This window comes from Sphingobium sp. HDIP04 (assembly GCF_000445085.1).
Lineage (GTDB): Bacteria > Pseudomonadota > Alphaproteobacteria > Sphingomonadales > Sphingomonadaceae > Sphingobium > Sphingobium indicum.
The window spans coordinates 1-14,791 of the sequence record NZ_ATDO01000130.1 but is presented as its reverse complement, the minus strand read 5'-3'; the positions used below and the strand labels follow the sequence as shown (position 1 = coordinate 14,791).

At 66.2% G+C, this 14,791-nt stretch carries 16 protein-coding genes; 13 read left to right on the top strand and 3 right to left on the bottom strand.

Going from position 1 to position 14,791, the window contains the following annotated elements; all coding sequences use genetic code 11:
* Window positions 1-2 precede the first annotated feature (2 nt).
* The 5 genes from L286_RS44870 to L286_RS44850 all read left to right on the top strand — a co-directional run bounded on the left by L286_RS44870 (window position 3) and on the right by L286_RS44850 (window position 3,878).
* Entirely contained in the window at window positions 3-1,634 is a 1,632-nt protein-coding gene (locus tag L286_RS44870) for a nitrite/sulfite reductase (protein WP_007688965.1), read from the top strand.
* Window positions 1,627-2,067 (top strand): DUF934 domain-containing protein, encoded by a 441-nt coding sequence (locus L286_RS44865; RefSeq protein WP_007688963.1) that lies wholly within the window; start codon window positions 1,627-1,629, stop codon window positions 2,065-2,067. Before L286_RS44870 ends, L286_RS44865 begins: the two co-directional genes overlap by 8 nt.
* Window positions 2,060-2,851: a phosphoadenylyl-sulfate reductase gene (locus tag L286_RS44860; RefSeq protein ID WP_020820996.1), complete on the top strand. Its 792-nt coding sequence runs from the start codon at window positions 2,060-2,062 to the stop codon at window positions 2,849-2,851. The genes L286_RS44865 and L286_RS44860 overlap by 8 nt, the downstream gene beginning before the upstream one ends.
* 84 nt (window positions 2,852-2,935) lie before the next feature.
* Window positions 2,936-3,364 (top strand): hypothetical protein, encoded by a 429-nt coding sequence (locus tag L286_RS44855; RefSeq protein WP_020820997.1) that lies wholly within the window; start codon window positions 2,936-2,938, stop codon window positions 3,362-3,364.
* Between the two features lie 118 nt (window positions 3,365-3,482).
* On the top strand, window positions 3,483-3,878 hold the full coding sequence (locus tag L286_RS44850) for an MAPEG family protein (RefSeq protein ID WP_007688954.1): 396 nt from the start codon (window positions 3,483-3,485) through the stop codon (window positions 3,876-3,878).
* A 77-nt stretch (window positions 3,879-3,955) separates the two neighbouring features.
* On the opposite strand, the gene L286_RS44845 is transcribed toward L286_RS44850, so the two are convergent.
* Entirely contained in the window at window positions 3,956-5,437 is a 1,482-nt protein-coding gene (locus L286_RS44845; RefSeq protein ID WP_025160509.1) for a replicative DNA helicase, read from the bottom strand.
* Window positions 5,438-5,571: 134 nt separating this feature from the next.
* Here L286_RS44845 and L286_RS44840 point away from each other — a divergent pair, with 134 nt between their 5' ends.
* From L286_RS44840 to L286_RS44815, 6 genes are read left to right on the top strand one after another with little or no spacing between them, the layout of a single operon-like run.
* Window positions 5,572-6,054 carry a UPF0262 family protein gene (locus tag L286_RS44840; RefSeq protein ID WP_021223354.1) on the top strand — a complete coding sequence of 161 codons (483 nt, stop codon included), beginning with the start codon at window positions 5,572-5,574 and terminating at the stop codon, window positions 6,052-6,054.
* Window positions 6,055-6,086: 32 nt separating this feature from the next.
* The gene (locus L286_RS44835; protein WP_007688951.1) at window positions 6,087-6,752 is read left to right on the top strand and encodes a glycoside hydrolase family 25 protein; all 666 of its coding nucleotides are present in this window, start codon (window positions 6,087-6,089) and stop codon (window positions 6,750-6,752) included.
* On the top strand, window positions 6,749-7,207 hold the full coding sequence (locus L286_RS44830) for a cytidine deaminase (RefSeq protein ID WP_013039929.1): 459 nt from the start codon (window positions 6,749-6,751) through the stop codon (window positions 7,205-7,207). Before L286_RS44835 ends, L286_RS44830 begins: the two co-directional genes overlap by 4 nt.
* A 6-nt stretch (window positions 7,208-7,213) precedes the next feature.
* Complete coding sequence (dcd, locus tag L286_RS44825; RefSeq protein ID WP_007688937.1) at window positions 7,214-7,768, top strand: dCTP deaminase; 555 nt, start codon at window positions 7,214-7,216, stop codon at window positions 7,766-7,768.
* 43 nt (window positions 7,769-7,811) lie between these two features.
* Window positions 7,812-8,576 (top strand): metallophosphoesterase family protein, encoded by a 765-nt coding sequence (locus tag L286_RS44820; protein ID WP_020821000.1) that lies wholly within the window; start codon window positions 7,812-7,814, stop codon window positions 8,574-8,576.
* Window positions 8,577-8,595: 19 nt separating this feature from the next.
* On the top strand, window positions 8,596-11,550 hold the full coding sequence (locus L286_RS44815; RefSeq protein ID WP_020821001.1) for a TonB-dependent receptor plug domain-containing protein: 2,955 nt from the start codon (window positions 8,596-8,598) through the stop codon (window positions 11,548-11,550).
* Between the two features lie 211 nt (window positions 11,551-11,761).
* Here L286_RS44815 and L286_RS44810 read toward each other — a convergent pair whose 3' ends face one another.
* The gene (locus L286_RS44810) at window positions 11,762-12,457 is read right to left on the bottom strand and encodes an anti-sigma factor family protein (RefSeq protein ID WP_020821002.1); all 696 of its coding nucleotides are present in this window, start codon (window positions 12,455-12,457) and stop codon (window positions 11,762-11,764) included.
* The gene (locus L286_RS44805; protein ID WP_007682404.1) at window positions 12,454-12,942 is read right to left on the bottom strand and encodes an RNA polymerase sigma factor; all 489 of its coding nucleotides are present in this window, start codon (window positions 12,940-12,942) and stop codon (window positions 12,454-12,456) included. The genes L286_RS44810 and L286_RS44805 overlap by 4 nt, the downstream gene beginning before the upstream one ends.
* Window positions 12,943-13,034: 92 nt before the next feature.
* On the opposite strand from L286_RS44805, the gene L286_RS44800 reads away from it, so the two are divergent.
* Window positions 13,035-14,357, top strand: a complete 1,323-nt coding sequence (locus L286_RS44800) for a S8 family serine peptidase (protein WP_025160507.1) — start codon at window positions 13,035-13,037, stop codon at window positions 14,355-14,357.
* Window positions 14,358-14,457: 100 nt separating this feature from the next.
* The coding region (locus L286_RS44795; protein WP_021223988.1) for a hypothetical protein at window positions 14,458-14,791 on the top strand (334 nt) is incomplete at its 3' end.

Genomic DNA, 14,791 nt, shown 5'->3' with positions numbered 1-14,791 from the left:
CCATGTATCGTTACGACAGCTACGACCAGTCCATTGTCGACGCCCGCGTCGAGGAATTTCGCGACCAGACCCAGCGCCGTCTGGCCGGGCAGTTGACGGAGGACCAGTTCAAGCCGCTGCGGCTGATGAACGGCCTCTATCTTCAGCTGCACGCCTATATGCTGCGCGTCGCCATTCCCTATGGCACGCTGAGCGCCCGGCAGATGCGCAAGCTGGGCGAGATCGCGGCGAAATATGACCGGGGCTACGGCCACTTCACCACGCGGCAGAACCTGCAATATAACTGGATCAAGCTGGCCGACGCGCCGGACATCCTTGCCGAACTGGCAACGGTCGAGATGCATGCCATTCAGACCAGCGGCAATTGCATCCGCAACATCTCTTCCGACCAATATGCCGGGGTTTCGGCGGACGAAGTGGCCGACCCGCGTCCCTGGGCGGAACTGCTGCGCCAATGGTCGACCTTCCATCCCGAATTCACCTATCTGCCGCGCAAGTTCAAGATCGCCGTGATCGCGAGCGAGGAGGACCGCTCCGCCATGCGCCTGCACGACATCGGCCTCAAGCTGGTGTCGCGCGACGGCCGGATAGGCGCGGAGGTCTATGCCGGCGGCGGCATGGGGCGCACGCCCATGGTTGCGCCGCTTATCAGGGACTTCGTGCCCGAAGATGAGATCGTCTCTTATCTGGAGGCGTGCCTGCGCGTCTATAATCGCTATGGCCGGCGCGACAACAAGTACAAGGCGCGGATCAAGATCCTGGTCCATGAACTGGGCGTCGAGGAATATAGGCGGCAGGTCGAGGAGGAGTTCGCCCATATGCGGACGCTGGGCCTCAACCCGCCGACCGAGGAACTGGACCGCATCCGCGCCTATTTCGCCGGCCCCGCCTATGAAACGGGCCTGGGCGACAGCATCGACCGCAGCGATCCGGCCTTCGCCCTGTGGGTGGACCGTCAGGTCGCGGCGCACAAGCAGCCGGGCTATGCCATCGTCAACATCAGCCTGAAACCGCGCGGCGGCATTCCGGGCGACGCCTCCGCGGAGCAGATCGCGCTGGTGGCGGACCTGGCCGAGCAATATTCGCTCGACGAACTGCGCGTCACCCATGCGCAGAACCTGGTCCTGCCGCATGTGAAGAAGGCGGACCTCCACGCCATCTGGCAGAAGCTGGACGAGGCCGGCCTTGCCGAGGCCAATCTGGACCTGATCACCGACATCATCGCCTGCCCTGGCCTGGATTATTGCAGCCTCGCCAATGCCCGCTCCATCCCGCTGGCGCAGAAGCTGTCGGAACGGTTCGCCGCGGCGGACCGGCAGAAGGAACTGGGCGAGCTGAAGGTCAAGATTTCCGGCTGCATCAATGCCTGCGGCCATCATCATGCCGGCCATATCGGCGTGCTGGGCGTGGACCGGAAGGGCGTGGAGAATTTCCAGCTTTCGCTCGGCGGGTCAGGCGCGGAGGACGCCAGCGTCGGCCAGATCACCGGCCCCGGCTTTTCGGAGGACGGCGTGGTCGACGCGATCGAGAAGGTCACCAACCTCTATCTCGAACAGCGGGAGGAAGGCGAACGCTTCCTCGACACCTATCGCCGTCTTGGCATGAGGCCCTTCAAGGAGGCGATCTATGGTTGAGTTCCTGTCCTTCCGCGAAGGCGATGGCGGCCAGGAACCGGCCGTGACGGTCGAATCCTTCACCGGCCAGTCCAATTCGACCGCCGTCCGGATCGAAGCGGGCGAGGATGCCCGCGAATTGCTGCCCTATCTGGACAGGCTGTCGCTGGTGGAGGTGAACTTCCCCGCTTTCGGCGACGGGCGCGGCTATTCGGCGGCGCGGATATTGCGCGAGGCCGGCTATCGGGGCGAACTGCGCGCCGTGGGCGATGTGCTGGTGGACCAGATCGTCGCGATGCGCCGCTGCGGCTTCGACAGCTTCCGGCCCGACAAGGCGCTGGACGATGCCGCCGTGGAGCGCGCGCTCCATCGTTATGAGGACGTCTATCAGAAGACGATCGACGGCCGCCGCCCGGTCTGGGCGAAACGGCACCCGGAGAATGCAAATGGCTGAACCTGCCCGCCAGCTTGACGTGATCGACGCCCGCCCCGCCTTCACCCAGGCGGATGCGGATGCGCTCAACGCCCGCTTCGAGGGCGTCGACACGCTCTCCATGCTCAAGACCGTCTTTGCCGAGGGGCTGGCGGGCAATGTCGCCGTCGTCTCCTCCTTCGGCACGGAAAGCGCGGTGCTGCTCGATCTGGTGGCGAAGGCCGACAAGAACGTGCCGGTGATCTTCGTGGACACGCTCAAGATGTTTCGCGAAACGCTGGATTATCGCGAAACGCTGATCCGGACGCTGGGCTTCACCGACAGCCGCGCCGTCACGCCCCATGCCGAAGTGCTGGCGGCGAAGGACGAGACCGGCCTGCGCTGGTCCTACGATCCCGACGGCTGCTGCGAAATCCGCAAGGTCGAGCCGATGAACCGCGCCAAGGAAGGGCTGGACGCCTGGATTTCCGGGCGCAAGGCGTTCCAGTCGGTGACGCGCCAGAACCTGCCCCGTTTCGAGGTCGAGGACGGCCGGTTGAAGATCAACCCGCTGGGCGACTGGACGAAGGACGACCTGGAGGCCTGGTTCGAGGCGGAGAAGCTGCCGCGCCACCCGCTGGAGGCGCAGGGCTATCTCTCCATCGGCTGCGAACCCTGCACGTCCAAGGTGCTGCCGGGCGAAGACCCCCGCGCCGGGCGCTGGCGCGGATGGGACAAGGTGGAATGCGGCATCCACTCGCCGGTGACGCCGATCCCCTCCCCCGCCGCCGATCCGGACGATCCGGCCAACCAGCCGGTGTTCTGACCGAAAGGGCGGCTGCGTCGAGAATATCTCGACTCGTGGAACCTTGCGCTCTTCCGAATCTTCCCGCTTCGAAAGAGAGTGCCTATGTCATTCATCGAAAAAAAGGGGGGGTCCGCCCCCCCTGCCGGTTCGGGAAGCAAGGCTCGCCCGATCGGTGAGCAAGATGCGCTGGTCAGCGCGGAATTGCTGCTAACCCTCGTCCGGGCGCGCCGACAGTATCTTGACGATTTCCTGGACGGGGACGGGCCCTTCTGGATCAGCATCGGGCTTTTCATCGACGGCGAGAATGGCACCGAAACGTCGATGGAGCGGGTCATCGAATTTGCCGATGAGTCGATCGAAACCAGCCGCTACATCCTGCGGCGCCTGATCGACCGGCATGTGGTGCAGCAATACAGGACCGGCGATGGCGATGTCGCCTATCGGCTATCGGCGCCTTTCGCCGTTCAGTTCAGCCGCTACCTGATTCAGCAGACACCCCATATCCGCAATGCGCATGCGCGATTGACCTGAGATCCGACGATGGGCGCCGGCAGCCAATCCGCTGCCGACGGCAATCGAGACTTATGGCGCGGGCCAAGCGGGCGCGATATGGTCGCCGGTCATGACAGACTGAGCGGAGGGACGAGACATGGCGGTCGAGCTGAAGATATTGGCGTGGAGTTGCGTGCTGCTGCTGGTCCACATCTTCGCGGCGGCGCACATCAAGACGCGCCAATATGGCGCCAAATGGAACATGGGGGCGCGGGACGAGGAATTGCCGCCGCTCGATCCCGTCGGCGGGCGGCTGGTGCGGGCGCAGGCGAATTTCCTGGAAACCTATCCGATCGCGATCATCGTACTCCTGGGCGTGGTGATCGCCGGGAAGACCAGCGGGACGACGGCGCTTGGCGGGTGGCTCTGGCTGGGGGCGCGGGCGGTTTACCTGCCGCTTTACGGCATGGGCGTGCCCATGGTGCGGACCATCGCCTATCTCGTCAGCATGGTGGGGCTGGCGCTGGTGTTCCAGGCGTTTGTTTCGGGCTGAACCATGCCCCTGCGCAGACAGGAACCCAGGTGGAACGTCCGGACTGGACTCCTGCCTGCGCAGGAACACGCATGTCTCTACTCGTAATCCTCCATATAGCTGCCCTCCGCCAGGTCGGAGAAGCGGGTGATCTTCGCGTCGAACTTCATGCGGATGCGCCCGGTCGAACCATGGCGCTGCTTGGCGACGATGATCTCGGCCAGGCCGTAGATGCGCTCCATCTCCTGCGCCCATTCCAGATGTTCGGGGCTTTCCTTGTTCCCCGGCTCCTTCGCGGCGACATAATAATCCTCGCGGAAGACGAACCAGACCATGTCGGCGTCCTGCTCGATGGAGCCGGACTCGCGAAGGTCCGATAGCTGGGGCCGCTTGTCCTCGCGCTGTTCGACGGCGCGGCTGAGCTGGGACAGCGCCAGAACCGGGCAATTCAATTCCTTCGCCAGCGTCTTCAGGCCCCGGGAAATCTCCGAAATCTCGTTGACGCGATTGTCGCCCTTTCCGGTGCCCTGGAGCAGTTGGAGATAGTCGACCACGACGAAGCCGATGTCATGCCGCCGCTTCAACCGGCGGGCGCGGGTGCGCAGCGCGGCGATGGTCAGGCCGGGCGTATCGTCGATGAACAGCGGCAATTCCTGCAACTCCCGCGCAGCGCGGGAGAGGTTCTGGAAATCGGCGCGGCTGATCTTGCCCATGCGCAGCGCTTCGCCGCTGATGCCCGACTGTTCGGCCAGCACGCGGGTGGCAAGCTGGTCGGCGGACATTTCCAGGCTGAAGAAAGCTGTCTTCGCGCCCATATTCTTTTCCGGCGGAATGCCGTCGGCATTGTCGCGCAGCCAGCGCGAGGCCGCATTATAGGCGATATTGGTCGCCAGCGACGTCTTGCCCATGCCCGGACGACCCGCAAGGATCATCAGGTCCGAATTGTGCATGCCGCCGATCTTCTCGTTCAGGCTGTTGATGCCGGTGGTGATGCCCGACACATGCCCGCCGCTGTTGAGCGCGCGCTCCGCGATCTGGACCGCCATGGTGGTGGCCGTGGCGAAGCTCTTGACCGATCCGGTCTCCCCCTCGCCCTCCGACACCTTGTAGAGCGCGACCTCGGCCTGCTCGATCTGCTCGCGGGGGTTTACGTCCTCGCTGGTGTCCAGCGCGTTTTCAACCAGTTCCCGGCCGACATGGACAAGCTGTCGCAGCAAGGCGAGGTCGTATATCTGCGTCGCGAAGTCCCTCGCGCCCAGCAGCGCCGCGCCATTGCCGGTCAATTGCGCCAGATAGCCGACGCCGCCCAGTTCCTTGAGCGCGGGATCCTGCTCCAACAGCGGCTTCAGCGTCACCGGGTTGGCGACCATGTCCCGCTCGACCAGCTTCATCACGGCTTCGTAGATGCGGCCGTGCAGGGGTTCGAAGAAATGCTCCGCCTTCAGCTTGAGCTGCACATCCTCGGCAATGCGGTTGTCGATCATCAGCGCGCCCAGCAGCGCGGCCTCCGCCTCCACATTGCGCGGGAGTTCGGTGATGCCGGCTTCCGCGGCGGCGTTGATTTGCACGAGTTCGACCATGCCTCCCTCATCGCTTCGCTGGCGGCGGGGCGCAAGGTCCGACATTGAAACGATTGGGAAAAGCTGTGGACAACCGCGCCCTTGCTTTTCCCGGTTGCATTTCCCCTTGCGCCGCCGCACTGACCATAGCGTTCATGGCCGATCCGCGCATCATCGATATCACGCTCGACGAGCGGACGATCCTCTGGCGCAACGCCGATGTGGAGCAGGAACGGCGCATCGCCATATTCGACCTGCTGGAGGATAATTATTTCGAGCCGCAGCGCAGCCATGAGGACGGCTATGCCGGCCCCTACAAGGTGCACCTGCGCGTCGAGGAAGGCCGGCTGGTCATGGAGATACGCCGGGAAAACGGCGATCCGCTGGAGGCGATCATCCTCGGCCTGGGTCGGTTCCGCCGCCCGATCCGGGATTATTTCGCGATCTGCGACAGCTATTACCAGGCGATCAGCAACGCTTCGCCGCAGCAGATCGAAACGGTGGACATGGCGCGCCGGGGCATCCACAATGCCGCCGCCGAGACGCTGATCGAGCGGCTGGACGGCAAGGTCAAGGTCGATTTCGATACGGCCCGTCGCCTGTTCACGCTGATCTGCGTCCTGCACATCAAGGGGTAAGGGGCATCCATATCGTCAGCGCCGGCCATTTCATGGCCCGTCTTTGCCTGTTTCTTGCCGTTCCGGGCCTGCTGGCCCTGGGCGGGTGGCTCTATGCGCGGGAATGGGCGCCCGGCCGGGAGGCGTTCCCAACCCAGGGCGTGTCGGTGTCGTCGGACAACGGCCCGATCGACTGGGGCACGCTGGCGGCGCAGGGGGCCGATTTCGCCTATATCCGCGCATCGAGCGGCGGACGCTTCCGCGATCCGGCGTTCGAGGCGAACTGGGCGGGCGCGAGGGCGGCGGGGATGCGCTATGGCGCCGCGCTCGATTTCAGCCTGTGCGCCAGGGCTTCGGAACAGGCGACGGGCTTCATGACCATGGTGCCGCGCGACAATGCCGCGCTGCCCCCGGTGATCAGGCTGGCGTTCGATCCGGGCTGCCGCGCGCGGCCGGGGCAGGATGCGGTGCTGTCGGAACTGAACACGCTGATCAACCTGATCGAAAGTCATGCGGGCACGCCGGTGCTGCTCAACGTCAGCGACGATTTCGACGCCCAATACGCCATCGCGTCGGGAATCAACCGCACCTTGTGGCTGGATCGCAATTTCTTCGCGCCCGATGGCGGGCAGCGCAAATGGGTGATGTGGACAGCCAATGATATGCGGCATATCGACGGCATCGACGGTCCGGTGCGATGGGATGTGATGGCGCGATGAATGCGACGGAAAAGCTGGTCGAAGCGGCGCGGGAAGCGATGCGCCATGCGCACGCGCCCTACAGCCGCTTCGCCGTCGGCGCGGCGGTGCGGCTGACCGACGGGCGGATCGTGACCGGCTGCAATTTCGAGAATGCGAGCTATGGCCTGTCGCTCTGCGCCGAAACGGTGGCGCTGGCCGCGGCGAATGCGCAGGGCCGCCTTGCCGATGTGGAGGCGGTTGCGGTCGTGGGCGGCGCCATGGGTGCGGACGGCGCCATATCGGGGCAGGCCATCGTCACCCCCTGCGGCCGGTGCCGCCAGATCATGAACGAAGCCGAGCAGATGGCCGGGCGGACGCTCGCCATTTACTGCGCGGCGCCGGAAGGAGACGCGCTGGTCGAACATCGCGTCGCCGAACTCCTGCCCCATGCCTTCGGTCCCGCCGATTTGGGCATCACCCCTGGAAAGAGCTGAACAGCCATGTCGATATTGTCGGATAAGTGGATTCGCGAACAGGCGCGGAGCAACAACATGATAGAGCCGTTCGTGGAGAGCCAGCGGCGGGACGGCTGCATCAGCTATGGCCTATCCTCCTACGGCTATGACGCGCGGGTGGCGGACGAGTTCAAGATCTTCACCAATGTCGACAGCGCCGTGGTCGACCCCAAGGATTTCGCCGCCAACAGCTTCGTCGACCGCAAGACCGATGTCTGCATCATCCCGCCCAACAGCTTCGCGCTGGCCCGGACGGTCGAATATTTCCGCGTGCCCCGCGACGTGCTGGTGATCTGCCTGGGCAAGTCCACCTATGCGCGGTGCGGCATCATCGTGAACGTGACGCCGCTGGAACCGGGCTGGGAAGGACATGTGACGCTGGAATTTTCCAACACCACGCCGCTGCCGGCCAAGATCTACGCCAATGAGGGGGCGTGCCAGTTCCTCTTCCTCCAGGGCAATGAGCCGTGCGAGACCAGCTATGCCGACCGCGCGGGCAAATATATGGGGCAGCAGGGCGTCACATTGCCGCGCCTGTAACGCTGTGCGACATTGGCGGCATGATATGTGAGGCAGGCCCGCCATGCTGATGCCGTTCCGAACGCGGAAGGCGCGGGAGCATGCGCCGCCCCCCAGCGTGGGCGGGGACCGGCGCGTCTATGCCATAGGCGACGTTCACGGCCGCGACGACCTGCTCGCCCAGTTGCTGGACCGGATCTCGCTGGACGAGGCGGGGCGCCATCCCCTGCCCCGGCTGCTGATCCTGCTGGGCGACCTAGTCGACCGGGGGCCGCAGTCGCGGCAGGTGGTCGAACGGGCGATGGACCTGGCGCGCTCCGGCGAGGAGGTCCGCTTCCTCAAGGGCAATCATGAGGAGATGTTCGTCGCCGCCGCGCGCGGCAGGGCGCAGGCCGCCCGCCTGTTCCGCCGCCATGGCGGGGTGGAGACGCTGGCCAGCTACGGACTGGGGCCGGAGGACGGCGCTCGGATGAGCGACGAGGCGATGGCGCGATGGATGCTGGCTCACGTCCCCCGCGACCATGTCGATTTCCTGGACGACTTCCCCGATATGCTGCCGCTGGGCGATTACCTCTTCGTCCATGCGGGGGTGCGGCCGCGCGTCGCGCTCCATGCCCAGATTCCGGCCGACCTGCGCTGGATCAGGGGCGATTTCCTGAACCATGGAGGGCGCCTGGACAAGATGATCGTGCACGGCCACAACATCAGCGCGGATGTGGACATCCGGCCCAACCGGATCGGCATCGACACCGGCGCCTTCCGCAGCGGCCGGCTGACGGCGATCGGGCTGGAGGGGGACCGGCGCTGGTTCCTGCAAACCGGGGATTGATGAAGGCGCCCGACGCAACTTGCAATATCGGGATAAGGAAATCTCATTTCCCGCTGATTTCCCGATCCCTTATCCGTCGCATCCGATCCTTCCCGCCCGCTTCACCGGAATGGATGGCGGATCGGGACTTTTTCTTCGTTGGACGACGTCGGAACGGCAAAAGCCGTCCGCAACAGGGGAATATTCGATGCGCATTCGCCATGCATTGGCGGGCTTCGCCTTTGCCGCATGCCTTGTTTCGCCCATGAAGCTCGTGGCGTCGCCGAAAATGGACGCCACCCTGTCGCAGCGCCACAAGTTCGACATCGCCCCTCAGCCGCTGAGCAGCGCCCTGCGCCAGCTTTCGACCCAGTCGGGCGTGCGCATCCTGTTCCCCTATGACGAGGTCGCGTCGATCCGCAGCCGACGCGTGCAGGGCTGGCTGTCGACCGAAGACGCGCTGAAGCGGCTGCTGGCCGGGACCGCGCTCAGGCATAGCGAGGCGGGCGCGGGAGTCATCGCCCTTGCCGTGCCGGCCAGCCGCACCGTCGCCCATCGCAGCCCGCTGTCGGTCCAGTTGGCGCAGGTCGCCATGGCGGGCGGGTCGGGGGCTCCAGTCGCCATGGCTCCCGCCGATGCGGAGGAGGCCTCGGCCCCGATCATCGTGACCGGCACCCGCCAGACCACCCGCACCGTCGCGGAAAGCCTGGCCCCCATCGACGTGCTGAGCGCCAAGGATCTGGAGGCGAGCGGCAAGCAGTCCGTGCGCGACCTGCTGGGCACGCTGGTGCCGTCGATCAACGTGTCGAACAGCGGCGCAGGCGCCAGCTTCGCCGTCAAGACGCTGTCGCTGCGCGGCCTTGCCGGCGACCATCTGCTGGTGCTGGTGAACGGCAAGCGGCGTCACAACACCGCGACCCTGTTCATCAACGGCACGACCCAGAACGGCCAGTCGCCGCCCGACCTGGACCTTATCCCCTCCTCCGCCATCGAACGGATAGAGGTGCTGCGCGACGGCGCATCGGCGCAATATGGGTCGGACGCGATCGCGGGCGTCGTCAACATCCTGCTGAAGAACGACGCCAGCGGCAGCGCCTCCTTCCTGGGCGGCGCCACGGCGGACGGCGGCGGCGAACAGGGCCGGTTCCAGATCAGCAAGGGCTTCGGCATCGGCGACGGCGGCCATGTCCACTTCACGCTGGACGCCTTCCTTCAGGGCCGCACCTATCGCAGCGCGCCCAATCCGGGACAATTCTATGCGCGGGTGGGGCAGCTCTATTCCTCGACCACGGGCGCGCTCGACCCGCGGGAGGCGACCGTCGACCGCAACGTGAACCGCGGCGGCCAGCCGCAGGTGTCGGGCATCAACTTCGCCTATGACCTGTCGCTGCCGGTGAGCGATCAGGTCGAACTCTACCTGTTCGGCACGGCGTCGCGACGGCATAGCGACGCCTGGCTGACCTATCGCTTCCCCGACGCGCCGAACAATATTCCCGAACTGTTCCCCAACGGCTACAGCCCGCATCTCCACATCTATGACGAGGATTTCCAGACCACGGCGGGGCTGCGCGGCGACCTGTCGGACACATTCCATTACGACCTGTCCAGCAGCTTTTCCCGCGATTGGGCGAAATATCGGGAAAGTTCGGTCCTCAACGCCTCGCTCGGCCCCGCAAGCCCCACCGACATGCATATCGGCGCCGTCACGTCGAAGGAATGGACGACCAATCTCGACCTTCAGAAGACGGTCGATCTGGGCCTGGCCGAACCGTTGCTGGTGGCGCTGGGCGCGGAATATCGCTGGAACAGCTACGCCATCGGCGCGGGCGACCCGGTTTCCTATATCGACGGCGGATACCGATCGACCACCGGCCCCAATGCCGGCGTGCTGCGGACATCCGGGTCGCAGGGGGTGACGGGTTTCCCCCTTTCCTCCGCCGGAACATGGAGCCGCGACAATTGGAGCGCCTATCTGAACCTGGAACAGCAGGTCGTCGAGGGGTTCGAGGTCGCGTTGGCCGGACGGCATGAGGATTATTCCGACTTCGGCACGACCGATACCGGCAAGGCGTCAGTGCGCATAGAGCCGCTGCGCGGCCTGGCGCTGCGCGGCACCGCCAGCACGGGCTTCCGCGCCCCGACCCTGCAACAGCAGCATTATTCCTCCGCCAGCACGATCAACGTGAGCGGCGTGCTGCTGCCCGTGTCGGCCTTGCCAGTGGATTCCGCCGCCGCCGTGGCGCTGGGCGCGACGCCGCTGAAACCGGAAAAATCGCGGAACCTGTCCGCCGGGATCGTCCTGACGCCCACGCCGCGCCTCAACATCACGGTCGACGCCTATCAGATCAGGATCAAGGACCGCATCCTGCTGTCCGAAACCCTGCAAGGGCCGCTGGTGCGCGGGGTTCTGGCGGCGGCGGGCATCACCTCCTCGGCGGGCGGATTCTACTTCTCCAACGCCGCCGACACCCGGACGCGGGGGCTGGACGTGGTCAGCACCTGGCGGGCGGGCTTGGGCGATCTGGGCCATGCGCTGTTCAGCCTGTCCGCCAATTTCAACAAGACCGTCTTCACCCATGTCGACGCCGTGCCGCCGGTGCTGGCCGATTCCGGGCTGATGCTGATCGGCCGGGCGAAACGGGGGGATTTCACCAAGGGCACGCCGCGCGACAAGTTCATCGCCAACATGTTCTGGACCAGGGGGCCGGCCAGCCTGAACCTGCGCGCCACCCGATATGGCAAGGTGACGATGGTCCATCCGACCACGCCCTCGCTGGATGCGGAGATCGACCCCAAGGTCATTTTCGACCTGGAACTGGGGATGGAACTGCGCAAGGGTATCAAGCTGACGGCGGGGGCGAACAATCTGTTCAACATCTATCCCGACAAATTGCCCGTTTCGTTGCAGGCCAACGGCTTTTCCCTCTACAATCAATATTCGCCCTATGGCGCGAGCGGCGGCTTCTACTATGGCCGGTTGAATTTCGAGTTTTGAGCGGGACGGCCATGCAGATGCGTTAGCCTTTTCTTGCGATGCCATCGGGGCTGGTTTGGCCAGTAGCGGACGTTAGTTTTCCGTCACCCCGGACTTGATCCGGGGTCCCGCTTTCTTTCTGAGTGCACCTCGTCCAAGGCAGCGGGACCCCGGGTCAAGCCCGGGGTGACGAATGGGGGAACATCCGCCCCCACCCCTTCCAGCCTCTATCCTATTGCCACCGCCTGTCCTTCGCCGCCTTCTCCTGCGCGGCGTCGAGGGGGGGGCCGTCCATCAATGCATCGACGGTCGCCATCAGGCGCATGTCGCCGGAGGACGCTTGCCGATAGGCCGTCCCCTGCCCCGCGCCCGGCAAGAGCTGCTGCAGCTGCCAGCCCTGCTCCTCGCGACAGGCGACGCCCGAAAGGGCCTGTCCTTCGAAGCTGCGGCACCAGCCGCCGCCCTTGCGCCGGAAGCTGAGGCCGATGCGGATCGGCCCGTCTTGCTGGGCGGAGGCGAGTTGGGTTTCGAGCGCCGACGCCAGTTCGCCCTGCGCGACCATCGCGCCGCGCTCCACCGCAATCGGACTGCCGCTCCCGCCTGAAAAATGCCCGATGCCAAGCCCCAGCAGCAGGCTCGCGGCGATCGCCCCGCCCGTGACCCAGGCGCGCCGCCGCTCCGTCGCCGGACGAGCGAACGGGACGACCTTCGCCTCCTCCCGCAACAGGGCCTGCATCGCCGCCGGCACGGGCTCGGCTTCGATGGGCGCATAATGGCCCGCCAATCGCTCCCGCAGGCGAAGATGCATGTCCAGCCGCGCGGCCAGGGCCGGGTCTTCCGCCACGGCCCGCTCCACGCGCCGCCGGTTCACCTCGTCCAGTTCGCCATCGACGAAGGCGATCAGCATGGCTTCGTCCATGTCCGTCATGCCGCTTCCCCCAGCAATTCGATCAACGCGCCGCGCCCGCGCACCAGCCGCGACGTCAGCGTGCCCATCGGAATGTCCAGCACCTCCGCCGCCTCCTTGTAGGACAGCCCCTCCACCAGCACGAGGGCGATCGCCTCCCGCTGCTCGTCGGGCAGGCCGTGCATGGCGCGGTCGACGTCGGACAGCATGACATGCGCCTCCACGTCGCGGTCGCCGGCATGGCCGACATGCTCGCCCGCCTCCTCCGGCGCGAAGGTGCGGGCGGCGCGCTGCCGGGAGCGGCCCTCGTCGATCCAGAGATTGCGCATGATCCGATACATCCAGCTATCCAGTCTCGTTCCCGGCTGCCATTGATCGCGTGCCCGGAGCGCCTTTTCCAACGCCGCCTGGCAGAGATCGTCCGCATCGGCGCGGTCCCGCGACAGGCTGGCGGCAAAGCGCCGCAGCCGGGGCAGGATCGCCAACAGATCGCTTTCGAACGACATCCGGTCTCCATTCAGCTTCCTGAGGGATGAAACGGCTGCCGCCGCGCGTTTCATCCCTGAATCATGAATCTTTTATCGGAAATTTTTTCGCGATGAATCATTTTGAGAGCGAAAGGACCGTAATGCGGTCCAATGATGGAAAGGCCGGCGGCTGGGAGATCGAAATGAAGTTCACGCGTCCATGGATCGTCGCCGGCCTGCTGCTGACCGCACCGGGCGCGCAGGCGCAGTTGCTGCCCGCGCCGGGCGGCGCCCTGGGCCAGGTGAGCGGCCAGGCGGGCGGCGTGGCGCCGCATGTGCTGGACCGGGTGGAAGGCAGGCTGGACCAGGCGGGGATCGACCGGCTGTCGCCTGCGCGCCTGGCCGACCGGCTGGTTGCGGCGCGAGCGGTGCGGATCGACAATCTGCTGCGGCGGCACGCCGATTCGGTGGAACTGGACGACCGGCGCGAACCGGCGCGGCGCGGTGTCATATTGCTGACCGGGGCGCGGGCGGAAAGCGTCGCAGCCTTGCGTTCCGCCGGCTATGGCGTGGAAAATGCCGCCATAGAGGGGCTGGACCTCAGCGTCACCCGCCTGACCGTGCCGCAGGGCCGCAGCCTGTCGCGGGCGTTGAAGCAAGTCCGATCCCTCGCTCCAGAGGCGCAGGCCAGCGCCGATAATCTCTATTTCCCCAGCGGCGCCTCCATCGGCCTTGCCGCCGCCGCGCTTGCGGAAACCGGGCCGGTGCGGGGCAAGGCGGCGGGATTGATCGACGGCGGCGTGGCGCGCCATCCGGCCCTGAGCGGCCCGATCGAGCAGCGCGGCTTTGCCCGAGGCGCTCCCCGCGCCAGCGCGCATGGGACGGCGGTCGCCTCCCTCATCAGCGGGACGACCGGCATAAGGGGCGCGGCGCCCGGCGCACCCCTGCTGGTGGCGGATATATATGGCGACGATCCGGCGGGCGGCGGCGCCTTTGCGATGGCGCGGGCGCTGGGATGGATGGCGGCGCGCGGGGCCGATGTGGTGACGGTCAGCCTGGTGGGACCGGACAATCCCCTGCTGGCGGGCGCGATCCGGCTGGCGCGGGAACGCGGCGTGTCCGTGGTCGCGGCGGTCGGCAATGACGGGCCGGCCGCGCCGCCGGCCTATCCGGCCTCTTATGCCGGGGTGATCGCCGTCACTGGGATAGACGGGCGGGGCCGCGTCCTGCCGGAGGCCGGGCGAGCGCGCCATGTCGATTTCGCCGCGCCGGGGGCAGACATGAATGCGGCCCGCGCCGATGGCGGCAAGGGCAAGGTTCGCGGCACGTCCTTCGCCGCGCCGCTGGTCGCCGGGCGGCTGTTCGCCACCGGCAGCCTGGCGGCCCTGCGGGCGGAGGCGAAGCGGGGCGGCCGCCTTAGCGTCGTTTGCGGGAATTGCAGAAATAACGACTGATTTTCAAATGCTTGAAAATTTTTTTCGGCATAGCGGGATTAAATCGCATCGCCCTCACGTTGTCTTGTCATCGGATCGACAACGAACAAGGAGACGATCGATGAAAGTCAAGTTCCTGATTGCAACCGCCGCTCTTGCCGCCATGACGGCCGCGCCCGCCTCTGCCCAATTGCTGGGCGGCGGTGGCGGCGGCATGCTGGGCGGCGGCCTGGGCGGATCGCTGGGCGGCACGCTGGGCGGATCGGGCGGCATCGGCCTGGACCGCAGCATCGACCTGGAAAATGGCCGCGTCGGCGCCAGCGGCTCGGGCCATGGCAGCGGCAGCGGTTCCGCATCCGGCTCGGTCAGCCGCCATGGCAAGAGCCACGGCGGCAGCGCTTCGGGTTCGGCCAGCGGATCGGCGGGCGGCAGCCTGACCGCCGACACGCTGGGGA

Coding starts and splice junctions, on each gene's coding strand:
- L286_RS44840 (WP_021223354.1), top strand. CDS start 5,572: ATGGCCGATCCGCGCATCATCGATATCACGCTCGACGAGCGGACGATC.
- L286_RS44830 (WP_013039929.1), top strand. CDS start 6,749: ATGAATGCGACGGAAAAGCTGGTCGAAGCGGCGCGGGAAGCGATGCGC.
- L286_RS44810 (WP_020821002.1), bottom strand. CDS start 12,457: ATGACGGACATGGACGAAGCCATGCTGATCGCCTTCGTCGATGGCGAA.
- L286_RS44865 (WP_007688963.1), top strand. CDS start 1,627: ATGGTTGAGTTCCTGTCCTTCCGCGAAGGCGATGGCGGCCAGGAACCG.
- L286_RS44870 (WP_007688965.1), top strand. CDS start 3: ATGTATCGTTACGACAGCTACGACCAGTCCATTGTCGACGCCCGCGTC.
- L286_RS44845 (WP_025160509.1), bottom strand. CDS start 5,437: ATGGTCGAACTCGTGCAAATCAACGCCGCCGCGGAAGCCGGCATCACC.
- L286_RS44835 (WP_007688951.1), top strand. CDS start 6,087: ATGGCCCGTCTTTGCCTGTTTCTTGCCGTTCCGGGCCTGCTGGCCCTG.
- L286_RS44860 (WP_020820996.1), top strand. CDS start 2,060: ATGGCTGAACCTGCCCGCCAGCTTGACGTGATCGACGCCCGCCCCGCC.
- L286_RS44805 (WP_007682404.1), bottom strand. CDS start 12,942: ATGTCGTTCGAAAGCGATCTGTTGGCGATCCTGCCCCGGCTGCGGCGC.
- L286_RS44850 (WP_007688954.1), top strand. CDS start 3,483: ATGGCGGTCGAGCTGAAGATATTGGCGTGGAGTTGCGTGCTGCTGCTG.
- L286_RS44855 (WP_020820997.1), top strand. CDS start 2,936: ATGTCATTCATCGAAAAAAAGGGGGGGTCCGCCCCCCCTGCCGGTTCG.
- dcd (WP_007688937.1), top strand. CDS start 7,214: ATGTCGATATTGTCGGATAAGTGGATTCGCGAACAGGCGCGGAGCAAC.
- L286_RS44820 (WP_020821000.1), top strand. CDS start 7,812: ATGCTGATGCCGTTCCGAACGCGGAAGGCGCGGGAGCATGCGCCGCCC.
- L286_RS44800 (WP_025160507.1), top strand. CDS start 13,035: ATGAATCATTTTGAGAGCGAAAGGACCGTAATGCGGTCCAATGATGGA.